The sequence below is a fragment of the Mycobacterium branderi genome (assembly GCF_010728725.1).
Lineage (GTDB): Bacteria > Actinomycetota > Actinomycetes > Mycobacteriales > Mycobacteriaceae > Mycobacterium > Mycobacterium branderi.
The window spans coordinates 4,876,279-4,894,195 of the sequence record NZ_AP022606.1 but is presented as its reverse complement, the minus strand read 5'-3'; the positions used below and the strand labels follow the sequence as shown (position 1 = coordinate 4,894,195).

Below are 17,917 nucleotides of genomic sequence, written 5' to 3'. Positions count from 1 at the left end.
TGATGGTTGGCCGCAACGCCGATGCCCAGGACATCTGCGCCGCGTGCTGTGGGGTGGACCTCGACTTTTCCTGCAGGACATGCGGGGTCGAGGGCCTGAACTACGCCGACGGGAAGTGCACGCGCTGCGTGATGACTGACCGCGTCAACGACCTACTCAGCTTCGACGACGCTACGGTGGTGCCGCAGCTGCAGCCGTTGGCCGATGCTCTTTCGGCGGCCAATCCCGAATCGGTGCAGACCTGGCTGCGAGCAAGTTCGTCTGCTCGACTGCTCGCGCAGCTCGTCGCTGAGCGCCGCGCGATCTCCCATGAGCTTCTCGATGAACTCGACCAGGACAACGTCACCCGCTATATCCGCCAACTGTTGGTCACCACCGGGATCCTGACGTCGCGCCAAGAAGAGTTCGCCCAACTGCAGATCTGGGCGAGCCGCAAAATCCAAGACCTTCCAGCACATCAATCCCGTGTCGTCCGACCGTTTGCCGAATGGCGCGTCATCCGTGACGCGAGAAAACGCGCCACACGACGCCGCTACACCATCGGCTCAGCAGCCAACGACCGCCAAAAGATCAGCACCACCATCGCATTTTTGACCTGGCTTGATGACCAGGAAGTCCCGCTGGGCTCCGTCACCCAACTTCACCTGGACCGCTGGTTGGACGCCCATCCCACCAAACACAAATACCTGGCCGCATTCATTGGCTGGCTGCAAAAGCAGCGCCTGACACAAGCAGAGCTCGTCGTTCCCCAACGCGGATCCCAGCTCGCGTCGCGCCTGCTCTCCGACGACGAGCTCGAGCAGCAACTCAAGCGGTGCCTCACCGATGACACGCTGCCACTCGATGTTCGCGTGGTCGGAGCCCTGGTCAGGCTCTACGCCCCACCCCTGGTGCGCATCGCCGAACTGACCACCGACCGATACCACACTGACGATGACGGCGCGTATCTCACGATCGGCCGCCACCCGGTCCTGCTACCACCAACCCTGGCCCGCCTCATTGAACAGCTCATCGCACGAGGTCCAGTAAACACGCTGCTGCGCAACGTATCTGAAGACAATCCCGCCTACCTACTGGCAGGCCGGCCGCCGAGCAGGCCCGTAAATCCCCGCTCCCTGCAGCAACGGCTGACCAAACACGGACTGCCGGTCATCCACGCACGCAACACCGCCATGATCGCCAACGCCGCCACACTTCCACCACCAGTCGTGGCAGAACTCTTCGGCATACACCCGACAACGGCCTACCAGTGGGCGCAATACGCCCAAAGCAGCTGGGCCGCCTACCTCGAGGCATGCCAATCCACGGCCCAACCCGGAGCAAGCTGACGAACAGGAGAACGACATTGCCTCATGGCATCTTTCACGCCGTATCGGTCAAGACTGGTCACGACGCAGTTGCGGCACTCCAATCGGCGCTGGCCACCGTAACTCGACTCCTTGATCGACAGATCCACGACGCGGAAACGAATCTGAACACCTTTCGGATTTCGGCAATCAGCCACGCGCACACCATTAGCTGCGTCGACAGCGGGATCCGCGCCGAAGTTACCGGAATCGCCAGCTATGAATACGACTTCCCGACATAACACGTGGTGGGTGACTCAGATGTTGACGCGACGAATAGCGCACACTTCGAATACGTGCCTTCCACCAGTGCCCTCAACGCGCACGGTGGTTTTCGTCGAGGTCAAGACCCGCACCGGGGACGGCTTCGGCGGACTGGCCTACGCGGTCACCGAGCAGAAGCTGCGACGGCTGCGCCGGCTGGCCGGGCTGTGGCTGGCCAGTCAGGACCGACGGTGGGCGGCGATCCGGATCGATGTGGTCGGTGTACGTATCGGTCGCCGGCGCACCCCCGAAATCACTCATCTGCAGGGAGTCGGCTGATGGCGCTGGGACGCGCATTTTCGGTGGCGGTGCGTGGGTTGGACGGCGAGATCGTGGAGATCGAAGCCCACATCACCTCCGGACTGCCTGGCGTGCACCTGGTCGGCTTGCCGGACGCCGCGCTGCAGGAATCCCGCGACCGGGTGCGGGCGGCGATCACCAACTGTGGCAACCAATGGCCGCAGGCCCGCCTCACACTGGCGCTCTCACCGGCCACCCTGCCGAAGATGGGCTCGGTGTACGACGTCGCCTTGGCGGCGGCCGTGCTGTCCGCGCAGCGAAAAAAACCGTGGCGGCGGCTGGAGTCCGTGGTGCTGCTGGGCGAATTGGCGCTGGACGGCCGGGTCCGGCCGGTGCGCGGCGTGCTGCCGGCGGTGCTGGCGGCCAAGAATGACGGCTGGCACACCGTCGTGGTGCCGGTCGAGAACCTGGCCGAGGCAAGCCTGGTCGACGGCATCGAGGTCTTGGGCTTGCAGACGCTGGGCCAGTTGCGGGCCTGGCTCGGCGGCAAGGCGAAACTGGCCGAGCGCATCACCGGGGCAATCACCGCGCCGGAGCCCACGGCGGATCTGGCCGACGTCGTCGGACAGGCGCAGGCGCGCTTCGCCGTCGAGGTGGCCGCCGCCGGCGCGCATCACCTGATGCTGACCGGCCCGCCGGGAGTCGGCAAAACGATGCTGGCCCAACGTCTTCCGGGTCTGCTGCCGCCACTGTCGGACAGCGAGTCGCTGGAGGTCACCGCGATCCACTCGGTCGCCGGTCTGCTGTCGGATGCCACGCCGCTGATCACCAGGCCGCCGTTCGTGGCGCCGCATCACAGCTCCAGCGTCGCCGCGCTCGTCGGCGGCGGGTCGGGACTCGCCCGGCCCGGCGCCGTCAGCCGGGCGCATCGCGGCGTGCTGTTCCTCGACGAGTGCGCCGAGATCGGCGTCAGCGCATTGGAGGCATTGCGAACACCGTTGGAGGACGGGCAGATTCGCCTCGCCCGTCGCGACGGGGTGGCCTGCTACCCGGCCCGGTTTCAGCTGGTGCTCACTTGTGTAGTACCGGTCATTGACCGTATACATGCTGGCTGTGGCTGCAGACCGGTGGTTGGTGAGGTCCACTCCTATGGAGCCGGAGGCGGTGATCGCCCCACTGCCGTTCGTGGCCGACTTGCCCGGTGACTGGGACGGGTGGCTTCGGCGAGCTGCGATTGTGCCGGGGACGCCGTTCCTCTTGTCCCCGCGACTGGAGTACGACATCGAGTTGAATGCGTACTTCCAATCCGGGGCGATGATTGGTCGTGCCCTCAAGACTCAGGAGGGCTACGCTCGCGATCTCGCTGCCTTCTTGACTTTTGCTGAGCGGCGACGGTCCGGGCGATCCTGGAAAGATCTCGACGAAGCTGATCACATTGCGTACCACTTCTGGCGTCGGCGTGATCCTTCAGGCCCGAATGTGTTGGGTGCGACGTGGAACCGTGAAGTCGCTGCGGTCAATGAGTTCTTTCGCTGGGCATTGAAACAGGGACTTGTCCATGCAAGTCCGATACCGCAAGCATCGAGACGACCTGTGCCTGTTAGCGCGGGCCGAGGTTACCGCGGTGTGCTTGATGAGCTGCGCCCAGCCACCTATGCGTCGGACGTGGTTCGCGATCGAACGAAATGGTTACCTCCCGAGGACTATCGGCGGTGGCGAGATGTCGGTGTGCGTGGGTTTAGCTCGAAAGGACTGCCTCAAACGGGCTTTCGAGGTCGATGGGCTGACCGCAACGCATTGTTCTGCGATTTCATGGTCCGGACGGGGCTGCGGATTTCCGAGCAGGCTGCACTGACTGTGTTTGACGTTCCCTCGATCGTCGAGAGTGAGGGTTATCAACGATTTTGGCTGCCTCCGGCCATTGCGAAGGGGCGCTCTGCGCGCTGGATTTACGTGCCTTCGTCGCTGGTAAGGGAAATGGCCGCGTACATGCGGGATGACCGGAGGGCGGTGATCGAGTTCGCTCAGAGTGATGGCAGGTATCGGCGGGTGCGGCGCCCCTATGTGGTCGAGAATCCAGCGCGGCCTGTTGCGACGGTCGGGCTTGGCAGCGGCGCCAAGTCCATAGTGAAGGTTGCGCACCTTGGGTTAGCCGAGCGCCGTCGATTGTTCGTGGAAAGGCCGTCAGGACTTGAGCCAGCAGCGATTTGGCTCGGCGAGTTCGGTGCACCGATATCGGTCGACTCATGGAAGAAGATGTTCGCGGACGCCAATGATCGGTGCGTGCGTGCGGGGGTCACGTTGGCGGCACATGCCCACATGCTTCGGCATACCTTCGCGGTCGTTACCCTGGAGCAGCTGCAACGCGGCCGTATCGCTGCGCTTGGCGACCTCAACCCTGACCAGCGTGGCCACTACACCCGAATCTTCGGCGACCCTCTTGATTGGGTGCGACGCCGTCTAGGCCATCGTTCGGTGGTGACTACGCAGAAGTACTTGCACGCCTTGGCCGAACTTGAGATGCATACACGGATGGCGCTGGTGCCCGAGACATGGGAGCACCCGGGGCGGACCGCCGAAGTCGATCACGCGCCTGCTTCCGGCCATGCGGTCACCCGCTGATGGCGGACCGCAAACGTGGTGGGGGAACCCATGCTGGTCGGGCTGCACAGCTGCCTGCGCCAGGTTACGAGCACGCTGCGACGGTGATCGACGATGGCCGGGGACTACGGGTGTTGTTCACCGGGGATGACGGGCGCACAGGAACTTTCGATGTCAGCAAGCTGCCGCTACCGCAGTGGCGACGGCCGGTGGCGGCAGCTTTCGCAGCATTCGTTGGACCCTCTGGTCGGCGTCGGACGCTGGCCTCGGCGAGGGCGGCGTGGTACCCGGTGCAGCGTTTCGTGCACTTCCTGGCCCGGGCTGATTCTCCGCCGGCATCTCCTGGTGAACTTGTCGAGGAGCACGTCAAGCAGTTCCTCACCGATCGTGACCGATGGGGCGTGAAGGAGCTGGAGGAACTGCGGTTGCTGTTTCGTCAGGAGCCGCTGGCCTCGATGATCTCGTCGGCGGTGCACAGTCTTGCCGCCCAGAGGATCAACTTGACGTTGCCGCCGCGGCCGGGTTATTCCGACGGCGAGTTCGCCGCACTAACGGCCGCCGCACGTCGTGATGTCGCGGCCCTGCGTGACCGTATCGACCATGGTGAGGCGCAGTTGGCGACGTGGCAGTCCACACCCGAGGTTTTCAGTCCAGAGCAGGCGGAGGTGATGCGGACGCTTGCCGGCATCGCTGAAACCGGTCTGGTGCCTCGGATTCCGGTCACCCTGAACGATCAGGAGCGGATCCGAAGAACGCAGCTGGCCCAGCAGATTTTCGTAACACGCTCGGACCGGGAACCCCTACTCGTCTTGATGGCAGCCCTCAGCGGTCGCAACGCCGAAACGATCAAGGAATTGCCCGTCGAGCACCGGATTCTCGACGATGGTCTGGCTGTCGAGCTGTTGGTCGTGAAGCGGCGTCGTGGACTGCAGCGCTGGCATGACACCGTCACCTGGGAGATCGGCCCGCCGCATCGTGAGCTGCACACACCGGGTGGGCTTTACCTGCTGATGCATCGGCTGATGGCTCGGGGGCGAGCCCTGACGGGATCGCAGTCGGTGTGGTCGGTCTGGCGCAACGGCCGCACCGATCCGCCGATCGGTTCTCTGCGCGAACACCACGACCCGTTCGCCCGCCGGTTAGACGCCGGCTTGGAGTTTCGGCGGTGGGCGGCAACGCATGACCTGCGGGCCGAGCCTAGTGAAACGGATGGTCCAGCGCCGGCATTGGCGATCGACATAGGGCGTATCCGGACCACCGTGGAGGTCCGGCGAACACGACGACTCGGTGGACATCTGCCGTCGTCGATTCGGTCCAACACCACCAACGTGCTGTTCAGCAATTACCTACAGGGCGATCCCACGGTGAAAGACTGGGCCGAAGACGTCGTCAGCGATGCCGTTGTCGATGCCGAGCAGTCCGCTCTGGCCGCGCATCGGAAACGCATTGCCGAACTCGTCGTCGAGCCTGATGCGCAGGATACGGATCTGCAACACGGGGCCTGGACGGCATGCACCGACCCTGAGCAACGGCCCGAGACGGGGCGCCCCTGCCGTGATGTGTCGTTTCTTGACTGCTTTCACTGCGCCAACGCGTTGATCACCCGCACGCACCTGCCCGCCCTGGTGGCGCTCATGGACACGTTTACTCGGCGCCGAACCACCCTTGGCGAGGACGAGTGGTGGCAACGCTACGGGTCAGCCTGGGCGGCAATACGGTATGACGTACTTCCGAAGTTCACTCCGGAAGAAGTCGATGCTGCAGCCGAACAGGCCGCCCAGCACCAGCTGCTGGAGGTCGCCGAAGGTCCCTGGGAGCGGCCATGACGCATCCGTTGGCCGATGCATCGGCGCACGAGGAGAAGCCGCGGTGGGTGTTGGCCAACCGTCAGCTCAGACCAGGGGTCGAGCTGGCTGACACGTCGGTGTTCGACGATGACCGGTGGGATCTCGCTCCCGCAGTGCTGCAACACCATTGGCCCACTGTGACTCTCTACTTCGATACAGTCCGCCCACGCTTCCGACACCAGGCCAAAGAGCTATGCATGGCCATCCTGTCGGGAACACTGCCCCCGGGTGAGCGTCGCCTCTCCGTTCTGACGATCCGCACAGCCTTCAAATGCGTGTGCCAGTTCCTCAATTGGGTCGACGACCTACCCGATGACCGTCCGCGCCGGCCCAAGCCGCACAAGCTGGCAGAGCTCAACGAAGGCCATCTCGAGGACTACAACCGGCACATCGCCACGATGACAGCCGGACAGGCGGGCGCCCGCGGCGCCGTGCAGCTGCTATGGCGATATCGCACCGCGATGAGCGACCCGCTATTGGTCAACCCACGCACGATCGACGGCTGGTCGCAGCGCTCACGCACGACGGCCGAGAACACCACAGACCGCATCCCCGAGCCGGTTCTCGGGCCGCTGCTGGCGTGGGCATTGAGATTCGTCGACGACTTCGCTGCAGACATCCTCGCGGCAGACGCATCGTGGCGGCGCTACCGATCGAGCGTCGCCAACGGCCGTGTCGGCCGCAACGACGGCATCGGCACCGACGTTGAGCGCTACCTCGCCACCGCCATCGGCAGGGGTGAGCCTTTGCCGGGGCGAAACGGGGAGCTCAATCTGCAGTTCATCTCCACCGAGGTCGGCTGCCACTACAGCAGTCTGCACCGTTACGCACCGCAGCTCGCTGAGGCAGCCGACCAACTCGGAATCGCCGACCACACATGGCTACCCATCACGATCACGGGACGCATCGATGACCGGCCCTGGGTTGACGGCATAGCCTTGGAACACCCCAGCCAATCGCTAAGCCAACTTGCCCGGCTGCTCCAAACCAGCTGCTACGTCGTCATCGCCTTCTTGTCCGGGATGCGCGACAGCGAAATGAAACACCTGCAACGGGGATGCGTGACCGAACTCCGCTCCGCTGACGGCGAACCCTATCGATGGCGTATCGCAGGCCGGGCGTTCAAAGCCCAGCAGGATCCCTCGGGCACCGCGGCGACATGGGTTGTCGGTCACCCAGCGGCCCGCGCAGCGCGAGTCCTGGGACGTCTCCATTCCGCCGACCGGCCGCTGCTGTTCTCGCATCTGGAACACAGCAATGCCGTTGGCCCGACCAAGAACTCACCGAACAGGGCACAAACCACCAAGTGCACCAACAAGCGGTTCAAAGAGCTGGTCAGCTGGATCAACGACTACTGCGCCACCCATGGCCGACCGGACGACATCCCACTGGTCAACGCAAGCCCTGGACGTTGTCGACCCGGCAGTTCCGTCGAACACTGGCATGGTTCATCGCCCGCCAACCAGGCGGATCGATCGCGGGGGCTATCCAGTACCGGCACCTGAGCATCCAAATGTTCGAGGGCTATGCAGGAACGTCGGCATCGGGTTTCCGCGCCGAGGTCGAGTCTGAACAGGCGCTGGCCCGCGGTGAGCGATTGCTCCCGCTCACCGACGCCCACCAGCACCCCTTGGTCGGCCCGGCCGCCGAGGAAGCCACGCGACGACTCGACGAACTCGGCCGCACAGCGCGATTTGAAGGCATCGCCACCACCGATTCCCACCGACTTAAACGCCTGATGAAGCGCAATGACCCCGAAATCTATCCCGGCACATACGTGAACTGCGTCTTCGATCCGTCCAAGGCATTGTGTTTGAAGAAAGGTGCCCGTGCTGACACGCCCAACCTCGCCGATTGCCAACCCCTGGACTGCGCCAACGTGGCCCTCACCCAAGACAACACCGCCGCGTTAGGCCGTGAAGCCGACAAGATCAACACCCAGCTCGAACACCCGGACCACTTACCGCCACTGCTGCGGGCGCGACTCGTCAGACGACGGGACCGTATCCAGGCATTCCTCGAAGGGACAAGCCCAGCATCGTGAGCCCTCGTCAGACACACCTGCCGACGATCGACGAGGTGCACACAGCGATCACTGCCGTCAGCGATGCGACCGGGCGCCCCGCGACGGCCTTCGCCGTCGCTCGTCGGCTCGGAATCGCCAACACCACGTTCCGGCGGAACTTCCCCGACATCGTCGCCGAACTCAAGCAACCCCAGCGGGAGACCAGCCCGGATGTTGACACGCAACCGACCAGATTCGACCAACTGAAAAAGGAGAACGACCGATTACGCAGCGAACTACGCGACTGGAAGAGCAACTGCGAACTCGCAATCGCCAACATCCAACGACTAACGCTGGAGAACCACGACCTCCGCAAAGAAATCGAGGCGCTTACCAATACGACCTCGATCGATCGGCGACGACCAAGCCGACCGCCATCGAACTGATAGATCGAGCAACCGCAGGCAACCCAATGATCAGGTACAGCAGTTAGGGTCCAAAACCACGCAGAGTGCTTGCAGCGCTTCAGGTTTCACCCGGTGAAAAACGTTCATGCCGCGTCGGTCGGAGATCACCAGCCCGGCTTTGCGGAGCTGGCCCAGGTGATGACTGACCGTGGATTCGCTCAGGTCGAGAACAGCCGCGAGATCCCCGCTAGTCTCCTCCCCGGGGCGCGAGCTGAACAGCAGAGACATGATCTTGACCCGCATGGGGTCGGCGAGCGCCTTGAGCCGCATCGCCACCTGCAGCGCGTCGGCATCGCTGAGCGGCCCGGCAGCCACCGGGGCGCAGCACACCGGCGCAGACATGTCGATCACGGGCAGCGCTTTGGGCATGCGCCCATCCTGCCACAACTCTTGACATATATCGAAAAGGTGGCATTCTGAGGTCGACGCGTCAGTTCGATATATGTCTCATCACCAGTGGAGGTGGATCATGTCCCGTGTTCAACTCGCCCTCAACGTCGACGATCTCGATGAGGCGATCACGTTCTACACCAAACTGTTTGGCGTCGATCCGGCGAAGGTGAAGCCGGGCTACGCCAACTTCGCCGTGGCCGAGCCGCCGCTGAAACTGGTGCTGCTGGAAAACCCCGGTAAGGGTGGCACCATCAACCACCTCGGCGTGGAGGTGGAGTCCAGCGACAAGGTGCACGCCGAGATCGCCCGCCTGACCGGCGAGGGCCTGTTCACCGACGAGGAAATCGGCACCACCTGTTGCTTCGCCACCCAGGACAAGGTCTGGGTGACCGGCCCGGCCGGGGAGAAATGGGAGGTCTACACCGTGCTGGCCGACTCCGACACCTTCGGCACCAGCCCCCAGCACCTCGACGAATCCGGCGAGGACACCGGCGGGGTGTGCTGCGGCGGTGCCGCCGCGGCCAGCGAGGCGGGCCAGCCGGCCAGCGCCGCGTCGTGCTGCTGAGTACTCGTTAGGGCTCGGGGTTGCCCATCGCACCGTGATGATGGGCAACCCCGGCGCACATTGAGCGCTGTCGCCGACCGAGACTGGCGCAGTACCGCCACCTCAGCGCAATCGGGCCGGTCAGTGGTGTCTCCAGACTTTGATCGAGGACAGCACCAGCAGAGCGGCCAACAGCGGGATCAGGACGGTGCTGGAAACGACGCCGAGAAGCAGGCCGCCCAGCATGGTCCCGGCGATCGAGCCGGCCGCCATGAGGATGACGAATCGCCGGTTGTGATGCAGCACGCTGAAACTGGCGTCGCGGCTGTAGCGGGTGAACGCAACGAGCATGGTGGGCAGTGAGACCGCCAGCGATAGGGTGCCCGCGATTTTGATGTCGAGGGCGAACAGCAACACGATCGTCGGGATGATCAATTCGCCACCGGCAACCCCCATCAGGGACGCCACGACACCGATGAGCGCGCCGGCCACGATGCCCACCACAATCCGCGCTGCCGAGGGCAACTGCACCGCGGGGAGCTGGCCCAGGTGGGTGATGATCAACGCTGTCGCGATCAGTACCAGCAGGATCGCCAACACCCGGTAGAGGGTCGCCGAACGCATCCGGGTCGCCCACGACGCCCCCACCCAAGCCCCCATCAGGCTGCCGGCCAGCAGATTGAGCGCCACCGGCCAGTGCCCGGCCACATCACTCCATGAGACGGCGACCAGCCGGGCCGGCAACGCGGTCACCACGACGATCAAGCTCATCGCCTTGTTCAGGATGACCGCCTCCAAGGCAGCGAAACCGAACACCCCGATCAACAACGGAAGCCGAAACTCGGCCCCACCCAACCCGATCAGACCGCCCAGAACGCCGATCGCCATTCCCGCCGCGACCACCAGCACCGGCGAGCCCGACCACCGATACACCGCCGCGCGACGATCCTGAGCACCGGTACTACCCATCACTAACCCGATGCGACGACCCGACCCGCCCTTGATCCAAGAACACGCAGCGCAACCTCGCACATCCGCGCAGCCAGCGCAACCACACCACCGCGGCCACGATTCGTTGGGGTGTTGTTCACCGTCGGCCACCTTGACGATTGATTCGACATCCATCAATATCGATGTATGTCGAAACCGCAGGAGTTGCTGCCCGACCAAGATGCGTGTTGCCCACCCGGGGCGCTGCTGCACGAACCCCTCACGGCCGCGGCCGCCGCCGATATGGCGGTCAAACTGAAAGCCCTGGCCGATCCGGTGCGGCTGCAGCTGTTTTCGGCGATCGCCAGCCACGCTGGCGGCCAGGCCTGCGTCTGCGACATCTCCGCCGACATCGAGGTGTCACAACCGACCATCAGCCACCACCTCAAAGTCTTGCGCGACGCCGGCCTGCTGACCTCGCAGCGCCGGGCCTCCTGGGTGTATTACGCGGTGGTGCCCGAAACGCTGGCCAGCCTGGCAGTACTCCTCGGAACGACCACCGCTCACACCATGGCGGGAGTGCCGGCATGACCGACACCACGACTGCCGCACCGCCGGTGGTCGGAAAGCTCTCCACCCTCGACCGGTTCCTACCGCTCTGGATCGGCGCAGCGATGGTCGCCGGCCTGCTGCTGGGCCGCTGGATCCCCGGCCTGAACACCGCGCTGGAACGCGTTCAGATCGACGGCATTTCACTGCCGATCGCCCTCGGTCTGTTGATCATGATGTATCCGGTCCTGGCCAAGGTCCGTTACGACCGCCTCGACACCGTCACCGGAGACCGCAAACTCCTGCTGTCCTCACTGGTGTTGAACTGGGTGCTCGGCCCGGCGTTGATGTTCGCGCTGGCCTGGCTGCTGCTGCCGGATCTGCCCGAATACCGCACCGGGCTGATCATCGTCGGCCTCGCCAGATGTATTGCCATGGTCATCATCTGGAACGATCTGGCCTGCGGTGACCGCGAAGCCGCCGCCGTCCTGGTCGCCCTCAATTCGATCTTCCAGGTGATCATGTTCGCGGCGTTGGGCTGGTTCTACCTGTCGGTGCTGCCCGGCTGGCTCGGCTTGGAACAAACCACCATCGACACCTCGCCGTGGCAGATCGCCAAATCCGTGCTCATCTTCCTCGGCATTCCACTGCTGGCCGGCTACCTGTCGCGGCGCATCGGGGAACGCACCAAGGGCCGCGACTGGTATGAGTCGAAGTTCTTGCCGCGGATTGGGCCGTGGGCGCTCTACGGGTTGCTGTTCACCATCGTGATTCTCTTTGCCCTGCAAGGAGATCAGATCACCCACCAGCCCTGGGACGTGGCCCGCATCGCCCTGCCGCTACTGGCGTATTTCGCGATCATGTGGGGTGGGGGCTACCTGCTCGGCACCTTCTTGGATCTCGGCTACGAGCGGACCACCACCCTGGCGTTCACCGCGGCCGGCAACAACTTCGAACTGGCCATCGCGGTGGCGATCGCCACCTACGGCGCCACCTCCGGTCAAGCCCTGGCCGGAGTCGTGGGCCCCCTGATCGAGGTGCCGGTCCTGGTCGGGCTGGTCTACGTCTCGCTGGCACTGCGTAAACGGTTTCACCACCACACCTCCCAACACCTGCCCAGCGACGGCTCGACGACGAGAACGGAACCCACCCCATGACCGACAGCCCCGTCACCCACCAACTGCGCGACGACCTCTCGATCGACCAACAGCTCGCCTTGAAGACCGCGGCGACCCGGCTGCACGGCGAGTTCGACGGCACGTTCGGCACCGAGACCATCGAACGGTTCCTCTGCTCGTCGTATGACCAATTCGCCGGCCGCGCCACCATTCCCAACTTCCTGCCGCTGCTGGCCGAACGGTTCGCCCGCCAACGCCTGCACGCCCTGGCCCGCGTGGAGGGCAAGATCAGCGACGGCAAACCCACCGTGCTGTTCCTGTGCACCCACAACGCCGGCCGCTCCCAGATGGCGCTCGGATACTTCACTCATATGGCGGGTGACCGCGCCGTGGCCTGGTCCGGTGGATCGGAACCCGGCAACGAGATCAACCCGGCTGCAATCGCCGCCATGGCCGAGGTCGGTATCGACATCACCGGCGAATATCCCAAACCCTGGACCGACGAAATCGTGGCTGCCGCCGACGTCGTCATCACCATGGGCTGCGGGGACGCCTGCCCGATCTTCCCCGGAAAACGCTACGAGAACTGGGAGCTTCCCGATCCGGCCGGCCAAGGCCTCGACGCTGTGCGCCCGATCCGCGACGACATCGAAGAACGCGTCCACCGGCTACTTGCTGACCTCAACGTCGCCGTCACCCGTTGACCAGCACACCGCACAAGCACCCGTCGCGATGATCCGCAGTCAACATCGGGTGGCGCCGATGACCGCCGAACATGCCGATGCCGTCCTGGCGATCTACCAAGCCGGGATCAACACCGCAAACGCCACCTTCGACCTCGACGCTCCGGACTGGGCAACCTTCGAGGCCGAGCACCTCCCGGATCACCGCTTCGTCGCCACCGATCCTGGCGGACAGGTCATGGGATGGGTTGCCGCTTCGCCTGTCTCCTCACGGTGCGTGCATGCCGGGGTGATCGAGCTCAGTGTGTATGTCGCCGAGCACGCGCGCGGCCAAGGTATCGGGACGCTGCTGCTGGAGTCGGTGATCACCTCCAGCCAGAACGCCGGAATCTGGACACTGCAAAGCCAGGTGTTTCCTGAGAACACCGCCACGCTCGCCCTGCACCACCGGGCCGGATTCCGCGTCGTCGGGGTGCGCGAGCGCCACGGCCGACTCCACGGCCACTGGCGTGACGTCGTCCTCCTGGAGCGGCGCAGCCCACACATCATCTGACTGCCCACCACGAAGGAGACACCCGGTGACCACCACACCCCCAACCGTCCTGTTCATCTGCGTCAGCAATGCCGGAAAGTCAGTGATGGCAGCAGGACTCATGCGCCACATCGCAGGACCAACCATCCACGTCACCTCGGCGGGCACCCGCGCCAAGACCGCCGTCAACGATCTCTCAGCACAAGCTCTGGCCGAAATCGGCGTCGACATCAGCGACCATCGACCGGTTCAACTCACCGACCAGATGCTCGACGACGCGGACCTGGTCGTCATCGTCGGCACCCAAGCCGAACTCGACCACCCCGGCACCACCATCCAGCGCTGGGACACCGACGAACCCTCCCTACGCGGCATCGACGGGATCGAACGCATGCGAATCATCCGCGACGACATCAACACTCGCGTTCAGGCCCTCGCCGCCGAACTCGCCGATCAGTCATCCTGATCGAGCAGAAGCGACAACTCCCACCGCACCAAATCAATCCCCTCCAGCACCCGCGGGTCGTCGGGGTCAAGACCCTCATCGGCCAACGCTTGACGTTCCTCAGCATCCACAACCGATTAGACGCCGAACCCGCCTATCTGGTTCCGCGGATGCGCGTTGTCATTGAATCTGGGGTGATCCGTGACGTGCGGTCCCCAGATTGAGAATGTCGGGGGGCGGCCGCTCGGTTCGGGTCTGCGATTGCCAGGGGTTTGGTGCGTCCGGCGCGGACACCGTTGGCGATGACGATGATTTCGGCGAGTTCGTGCACTGCGACCACGGCGGCCAGTCCGAGGACGCCGGTGAGGGCGAGCGGGATCAGCACGGTGATCAAACCCAAGGACAGGCCGACGTTTTGCAGCATGATCCGCCGCGCTCGCCGGGCGTGGGCCAGTGCTTGGGTGAGGTGGCGCAGGTCTTCACCCATCAAGGCGACGTCGGCGGTTTCGATGGCCACGTCGGTGCCCATCGCCCCCATCGCGATGCCCAGGTCGGCGGTGGCCAGGGCGGGGGCGTCGTTGACGCCGTCACCGACCATGGCCGTCGAGGAGTGTTGGCGCAGTTGAGTGATCAGCGTGGCTTTGTCTTCGGGCCGCAGGTCGGCATGCACGGTATCGATCCCCACCTGCTTCGCCAGGGCATGGGCGGTCGCGTTGTTGTCACCGGTGAGCATCGCCACCCGATAGCCGCCGCGACGCAACTGGGCGACGACGTGGGCGGCTTCGGGACGCAGTTCGTCACGCACCGCGACCGCCCCGATCAGCGTGTCGTGGTCTTCGACGAGGACCGCGGTGGCCCCGGCGGCCTGCATCGCGGCGACCCGTTCGGCCAGCGGGCCGGCATCGAGCCAGCCGGGCCGCCCGAGCCGCAACCGGCCGCCATCGCGATACCCGATCAGACCGGCGCCGGTCACCGCCTCCACGTCCTGCGCCGGGACGGCCGGGTCTGCGGCGGCGAGAATCGCTGCGGCCAAAGGGTGTTCACTGCGCGCTTCCAACGCGGCCGCGACATTCAAGACCTGCTCGCGGGTCGCTCCCTCTGTGGTGGCCACGTCGATGACGGTCGGTGTGTTGGCGGTCAGGGTGCCGGTCTTATCCAGCGCGATCGTGCGGACCGCACCGAGAGCTTCCAGGGCAGCGCCGCCCTTGACCAGTACGCCCAGCTTGGAGGCCGCGCCGATCGCAGCGACCACGGTGACCGGGACTGAGATCGCCAGCGCACACGGTGAAGCTGCCACCAACACGACCAGGGCCCGTTCGATCCACACCAAAGGATCGCCAACGACGGAACCGATGGCGGCGATGAGGGCCGCGACGATCATGATCGCCGGGACCAGGGGTTGGGCGATGCGGTCGGCCAGGCGCTGGGCTTCGCCTTTGCGGGACTGTTCGGCCTCCACGATCGCCACGATGCGGGCCAGCGAGTTGTCCGCGGCAGTGGAGGTGACCTCGACCTCGAGGACTCCGGTGCCGTTGATCGACCCGGCATACACCTCATCGCCGGGCTCGGCCTCCACCGGCACGGATTCGCCGGTGATCGCCGAAACATCCAGCGCAGTGCGGCCCGAAACGATGATGCCATCGGTCGCGACCCGTTCACCGGGCTTGACCAGCATCCGGTCACCCACCGCCAACTCGCCTGCCGGGATGGTGATTTCGGTGCCGGCGCGCAGCACCGTGGCCTCATCGGGCACCAGAGACAACAACGCGCGCAGGCCGCGGCGGGTGCGGGCCAGTGAGTATTCTTCGAGGCCCTCACTGATCGAGAACAGGAACGCCAGCATGGCGGCCTCGCCGACCTCGCCGAGGATCACCGCGCCGACCGCGGCGATCGTCATCAGCGTCCCCACCCCGATCTTGCCCCGCGCCAACCGGCGCAGCGTCGACGGCACGAACGTGTAAGCCCCGATCAGTAGCGCCACGGCATACAGGCCGAGTTCGACCGGCCGGGGCCCGCCGGACCAGCCGACCACATACCCGGCCAGCAGCACCACACCGGCCACCGCGGCGGCGCGCAATTCGCTGACCTCCCAGAGCCGTTCGGGTTCGTGATCGTCCTCGCTGGGGCGGTCGTCGCCACCGCAGCCGCACGCCTCACTCATCGCGCCGCCTTCTTCCGTGCCGTGGGGTGGCCGTAGTTGGGGCACAACGCCACCGCGTTGCCGGTGGCCTCCAAGACCGCCTCGGCGGCCCGAAACATCTCCAGCAGTTCCGGGCGGGCCAGCCGATACACCGAGGCACGGCCCTGCGGCCGGAAATCCACCAGCCCGCAGTCCCGCAGGCAGGCCAGATGCGCCGACACCGTCGACTGCGCCAACCCCAACTCGCCGGTCAGATCCACCACCCGAGCCTCACCACCCGCCAGGCGGCGCAGGATCGCCAACCGGGTGCCATCGGAGAGGCTGTGAAACAACGTCGTCGCCGCATCCAGGCTCCCGCACGCCGGGGTATCGACCGAACCACTTTTCATCGCCACGCGACGATGATAGCGTTCATCACTACTGATCGGTCAAACCGGGCAACATCGACAACAAACGATGCCACGCTCGGTTGGCCGACCCGACAGCAGAAGGAAGCGTCACCCGATGCCCATCACCGCGCTCATCCTCTACCTGGTCTTCGCCGTCTTGGGGTTTGGCTGGCGCAGCTGGACCCAATATCGCCACACCGGCTCGACCGGATTCCGTGGCATCCACGGGCGGCCCGGATCGCTGGAATGGTTCGCCGGCGCCGGATTCGTTGCCGCCATCCCGACCGGGGCGGCCGCACCGCTGCTGCAGCTGCTCGGCATCCTCACCCCAGTCGCCACGTTGAATGCGTTGTGGATCCAGACGGTCGGGACCGTGCTCGCCGTCGCCGGGATCGCCGCGACCCTCTACGCCCAACGCGACATGGGCGAGTCCTGGCGCATCGGCGTGGACCCCAGTGAAACCACCACATTGGTGCGCAATGGTGTCTTCGGGCTGGTACGCAACCCGATCTTCACGGCCATGTTGATCTTCGCCGCCGGCATCACCCTCATGACCCCCAACCCGCTCGCCCTGGTGGCATTCCTCGTCCTGCTGGTCACGATCGAACTGCAGGTCCGCGTGGTCGAAGAGCCCTACCTCAACGCCGTCCACGGCCAGGCCTACCGCGACTACTGTGAAGCTGTCGGCCGGTTTGTTCCCCACATCAGACACGCCTGACCATCTGACCGCCGACCGCGAGGTGAACTATGGCCACGGATGATCGAGCCGCCCGCTGGAACCGATACTGGGACAAGAAATCGGCCACCTACGACCGGGAGATCGGTTTCTTCGACCGCCACCTGTTCGGCGACTCCCGCCAGTGGGTCTGCAGCCAAGCCGCCGGCGCCACACTGGAAGTCGCCGTGGGCACCGGCCTCAACCTGCCCTTCTACCCCAAAGAGGTCACGCTGACCGGGATCGACTGGAGCCAGCAGATGCTCGACCTCGCCCGTGAACGCGCCGCTGACCTCGGCCACCCCGCCACCCTGCAACAAGCCGACGCCCACCACCTGCCGTTCGATGACGCCAGCTTCGACACCGTCGTCTGCACCTTCGGGCTGTGCGCCATCCCCGACCACACCCAGGCCCTCAGTGAAATGACCCGAGTACTCCGCCCAGGCGGAAGGCTCATCCTGGTCGACCACATCCGCAGCAGCGCCGCCCCCGTCAGAGCCGTGCAGCGCTTCCTCGAACTATTCACCGTTCCGCTCGGCGGCGAACACTTCCTACGCCGACCCCTCAACCACCTCCGCGCCGCTAACGACCTCGACATCGACCGCGTCGAACGATTCACACTCGGCCTCGTCGAACGCGTCGTCGCCCACAAAACCGCCGCCATGACCTGATCTGCCCGGTGGCCAAAGCGGTCTGAGCAGGACACCCT

17 protein-coding genes and 3 pseudogenes are annotated in these 17,917 nt (G+C 65.1%); 16 read left to right on the top strand and 4 right to left on the bottom strand.

The genetic code is table 11. The features are described 5' to 3' along the window. Nucleotides 1-131 precede the first annotated feature (131 nt). From G6N47_RS23820 to G6N47_RS23785, 8 genes and pseudogenes are all read left to right on the top strand, one after another. Nucleotides 132-1,328: a hypothetical protein gene (locus tag G6N47_RS23820; RefSeq protein WP_232080273.1), complete on the top strand. Its 1,197-nt coding sequence runs from the start codon at nucleotides 132-134 to the stop codon at nucleotides 1,326-1,328. A 333-nt stretch (nucleotides 1,329-1,661) separates the two neighbouring features. Further along, nucleotides 1,662-1,889: pseudogene (locus G6N47_RS23815) on the top strand (YraN family protein); the annotation flags it as partial. Continuing rightward, nucleotides 1,889-2,923 (top strand): annotated as a pseudogene (locus G6N47_RS23810) (YifB family Mg chelatase-like AAA ATPase); the annotation flags it as partial. The pseudogenes G6N47_RS23815 and G6N47_RS23810, both read left to right, overlap by 1 nt. Nucleotides 2,924-2,999: 76 nt before the next feature. After that, the gene (locus G6N47_RS23805) at nucleotides 3,000-4,472 is read left to right on the top strand and encodes a tyrosine-type recombinase/integrase (RefSeq protein ID WP_083129493.1); all 1,473 of its coding nucleotides are present in this window, start codon (nucleotides 3,000-3,002) and stop codon (nucleotides 4,470-4,472) included. 83 nt (nucleotides 4,473-4,555) lie between these two features. After that, nucleotides 4,556-6,277 carry a hypothetical protein gene (locus G6N47_RS23800; protein ID WP_139799271.1) on the top strand — a complete coding sequence of 574 codons (1,722 nt, stop codon included), beginning with the start codon at nucleotides 4,556-4,558 and terminating at the stop codon, nucleotides 6,275-6,277. Further along, nucleotides 6,274-7,803: a hypothetical protein gene (locus tag G6N47_RS23795; protein ID WP_083129491.1), complete on the top strand. Its 1,530-nt coding sequence runs from the start codon at nucleotides 6,274-6,276 to the stop codon at nucleotides 7,801-7,803. The genes G6N47_RS23800 and G6N47_RS23795 overlap by 4 nt, the downstream gene beginning before the upstream one ends. 8 nt (nucleotides 7,804-7,811) lie before the next feature. Next, nucleotides 7,812-8,342 carry a hypothetical protein gene (locus G6N47_RS23790; protein ID WP_083129490.1) on the top strand — a complete coding sequence of 177 codons (531 nt, stop codon included), beginning with the start codon at nucleotides 7,812-7,814 and terminating at the stop codon, nucleotides 8,340-8,342. Next, nucleotides 8,339-8,749 (top strand): hypothetical protein, encoded by a 411-nt coding sequence (locus G6N47_RS23785; protein WP_083129489.1) that lies wholly within the window; start codon nucleotides 8,339-8,341, stop codon nucleotides 8,747-8,749. Before G6N47_RS23790 ends, G6N47_RS23785 begins: the two co-directional genes overlap by 4 nt. Nucleotides 8,750-8,779: 30 nt before the next feature. Here the strand turns inward: G6N47_RS23785 and G6N47_RS23780 are convergent, their stop codons facing one another. Beyond that, nucleotides 8,780-9,139 carry an Rv2640c family ArsR-like transcriptional regulator gene (locus tag G6N47_RS23780; RefSeq protein ID WP_083129488.1) on the bottom strand — a complete coding sequence of 120 codons (360 nt, stop codon included), beginning with the start codon at nucleotides 9,137-9,139 and terminating at the stop codon, nucleotides 8,780-8,782. 100 nt (nucleotides 9,140-9,239) lie between these two features. On the opposite strand from G6N47_RS23780, the gene G6N47_RS23775 reads away from it, so the two are divergent. Beyond that, nucleotides 9,240-9,728, top strand: coding sequence for an ArsI/CadI family heavy metal resistance metalloenzyme (locus G6N47_RS23775; protein WP_083129487.1), 489 nt, complete (start codon nucleotides 9,240-9,242; stop codon nucleotides 9,726-9,728). Between the two features lie 120 nt (nucleotides 9,729-9,848). Here G6N47_RS23775 and G6N47_RS23770 read toward each other — a convergent pair whose 3' ends face one another. After that, nucleotides 9,849-10,676, bottom strand: coding sequence for a sulfite exporter TauE/SafE family protein (locus G6N47_RS23770; protein WP_083129486.1), 828 nt, complete (start codon nucleotides 10,674-10,676; stop codon nucleotides 9,849-9,851). A 168-nt stretch (nucleotides 10,677-10,844) separates the two neighbouring features. Between G6N47_RS23770 and G6N47_RS23765 the strand changes: the two genes are divergently transcribed. The 5 genes and pseudogenes from G6N47_RS23765 to G6N47_RS23745 all read left to right on the top strand — a co-directional run bounded on the left by G6N47_RS23765 (nucleotide 10,845) and on the right by G6N47_RS23745 (nucleotide 13,985). Then, on the top strand, nucleotides 10,845-11,228 hold the full coding sequence (locus G6N47_RS23765) for an ArsR/SmtB family transcription factor (RefSeq protein ID WP_083129485.1): 384 nt from the start codon (nucleotides 10,845-10,847) through the stop codon (nucleotides 11,226-11,228). Then, a pseudogene (gene arsB / locus G6N47_RS23760) lies at nucleotides 11,225-12,298 on the top strand (ACR3 family arsenite efflux transporter); the annotation flags it as partial. The gene G6N47_RS23765 and the pseudogene arsB, both read left to right, overlap by 4 nt. A gap of 41 nt (nucleotides 12,299-12,339) precedes the next feature. Next, entirely contained in the window at nucleotides 12,340-13,008 is a 669-nt protein-coding gene (locus tag G6N47_RS23755) for an arsenate reductase ArsC (RefSeq protein ID WP_083129483.1), read from the top strand. 58 nt (nucleotides 13,009-13,066) lie between these two features. Beyond that, on the top strand, nucleotides 13,067-13,540 hold the full coding sequence (locus G6N47_RS23750) for a GNAT family N-acetyltransferase (protein ID WP_139799270.1): 474 nt from the start codon (nucleotides 13,067-13,069) through the stop codon (nucleotides 13,538-13,540). Between the two features lie 25 nt (nucleotides 13,541-13,565). After that, complete coding sequence (locus tag G6N47_RS23745; protein WP_083129481.1) at nucleotides 13,566-13,985, top strand: arsenate-mycothiol transferase ArsC; 420 nt, start codon at nucleotides 13,566-13,568, stop codon at nucleotides 13,983-13,985. 133 nt (nucleotides 13,986-14,118) lie between these two features. On the opposite strand, the gene G6N47_RS23740 is transcribed toward G6N47_RS23745, so the two are convergent. Then, nucleotides 14,119-16,125 carry a heavy metal translocating P-type ATPase gene (locus G6N47_RS23740; RefSeq protein WP_083129480.1) on the bottom strand — a complete coding sequence of 669 codons (2,007 nt, stop codon included), beginning with the start codon at nucleotides 16,123-16,125 and terminating at the stop codon, nucleotides 14,119-14,121. Continuing rightward, nucleotides 16,122-16,493, bottom strand: a complete 372-nt coding sequence (locus G6N47_RS23735; protein WP_083129479.1) for an ArsR/SmtB family transcription factor — start codon at nucleotides 16,491-16,493, stop codon at nucleotides 16,122-16,124. Before G6N47_RS23735 ends, G6N47_RS23740 begins: the two co-directional genes overlap by 4 nt. 115 nt (nucleotides 16,494-16,608) lie before the next feature. Between G6N47_RS23735 and G6N47_RS23730 the strand changes: the two genes are divergently transcribed. Both G6N47_RS23730 and G6N47_RS23725 read left to right on the top strand, forming a co-directional pair. After that, nucleotides 16,609-17,211 (top strand): methyltransferase family protein, encoded by a 603-nt coding sequence (locus tag G6N47_RS23730; RefSeq protein WP_083129478.1) that lies wholly within the window; start codon nucleotides 16,609-16,611, stop codon nucleotides 17,209-17,211. 29 nt (nucleotides 17,212-17,240) lie between these two features. Continuing rightward, on the top strand, nucleotides 17,241-17,879 hold the full coding sequence (locus tag G6N47_RS23725; protein ID WP_083129477.1) for a class I SAM-dependent methyltransferase: 639 nt from the start codon (nucleotides 17,241-17,243) through the stop codon (nucleotides 17,877-17,879). Nucleotides 17,880-17,917 lie beyond the last annotated feature (38 nt).

What these genes read in the sequence shown, in the direction of transcription:
- G6N47_RS23790 (WP_083129490.1), top strand. Translation starts at nt 7,812, where the DNA reads ATGTTCGAGGGCTATGCAGGAACGTCGGCATCGGGTTTCCGCGCCGAG.
- G6N47_RS23725 (WP_083129477.1), top strand. Translation starts at nt 17,241, where the DNA reads ATGGCCACGGATGATCGAGCCGCCCGCTGGAACCGATACTGGGACAAG.
- G6N47_RS23750 (WP_139799270.1), top strand. Translation starts at nt 13,067, where the DNA reads ATGACCGCCGAACATGCCGATGCCGTCCTGGCGATCTACCAAGCCGGG.
- G6N47_RS23735 (WP_083129479.1), bottom strand. Translation starts at nt 16,493, where the DNA reads ATGAAAAGTGGTTCGGTCGATACCCCGGCGTGCGGGAGCCTGGATGCG.
- G6N47_RS23780 (WP_083129488.1), bottom strand. Translation starts at nt 9,139, where the DNA reads ATGCCCAAAGCGCTGCCCGTGATCGACATGTCTGCGCCGGTGTGCTGC.
- G6N47_RS23730 (WP_083129478.1), top strand. Translation starts at nt 16,609, where the DNA reads ATGCCCATCACCGCGCTCATCCTCTACCTGGTCTTCGCCGTCTTGGGG.
- G6N47_RS23765 (WP_083129485.1), top strand. Translation starts at nt 10,845, where the DNA reads ATGTCGAAACCGCAGGAGTTGCTGCCCGACCAAGATGCGTGTTGCCCA.
- G6N47_RS23795 (WP_083129491.1), top strand. Translation starts at nt 6,274, where the DNA reads ATGACGCATCCGTTGGCCGATGCATCGGCGCACGAGGAGAAGCCGCGG.
- G6N47_RS23770 (WP_083129486.1), bottom strand. Translation starts at nt 10,676, where the DNA reads ATGGGTAGTACCGGTGCTCAGGATCGTCGCGCGGCGGTGTATCGGTGG.
- G6N47_RS23755 (WP_083129483.1), top strand. Translation starts at nt 12,340, where the DNA reads ATGACCGACAGCCCCGTCACCCACCAACTGCGCGACGACCTCTCGATC.
- G6N47_RS23740 (WP_083129480.1), bottom strand. Translation starts at nt 16,125, where the DNA reads ATGAGTGAGGCGTGCGGCTGCGGTGGCGACGACCGCCCCAGCGAGGAC.
- G6N47_RS23775 (WP_083129487.1), top strand. Translation starts at nt 9,240, where the DNA reads ATGTCCCGTGTTCAACTCGCCCTCAACGTCGACGATCTCGATGAGGCG.
- G6N47_RS23805 (WP_083129493.1), top strand. Translation starts at nt 3,000, where the DNA reads ATGGAGCCGGAGGCGGTGATCGCCCCACTGCCGTTCGTGGCCGACTTG.
- G6N47_RS23820 (WP_232080273.1), top strand. Translation starts at nt 132, where the DNA reads ATGACTGACCGCGTCAACGACCTACTCAGCTTCGACGACGCTACGGTG.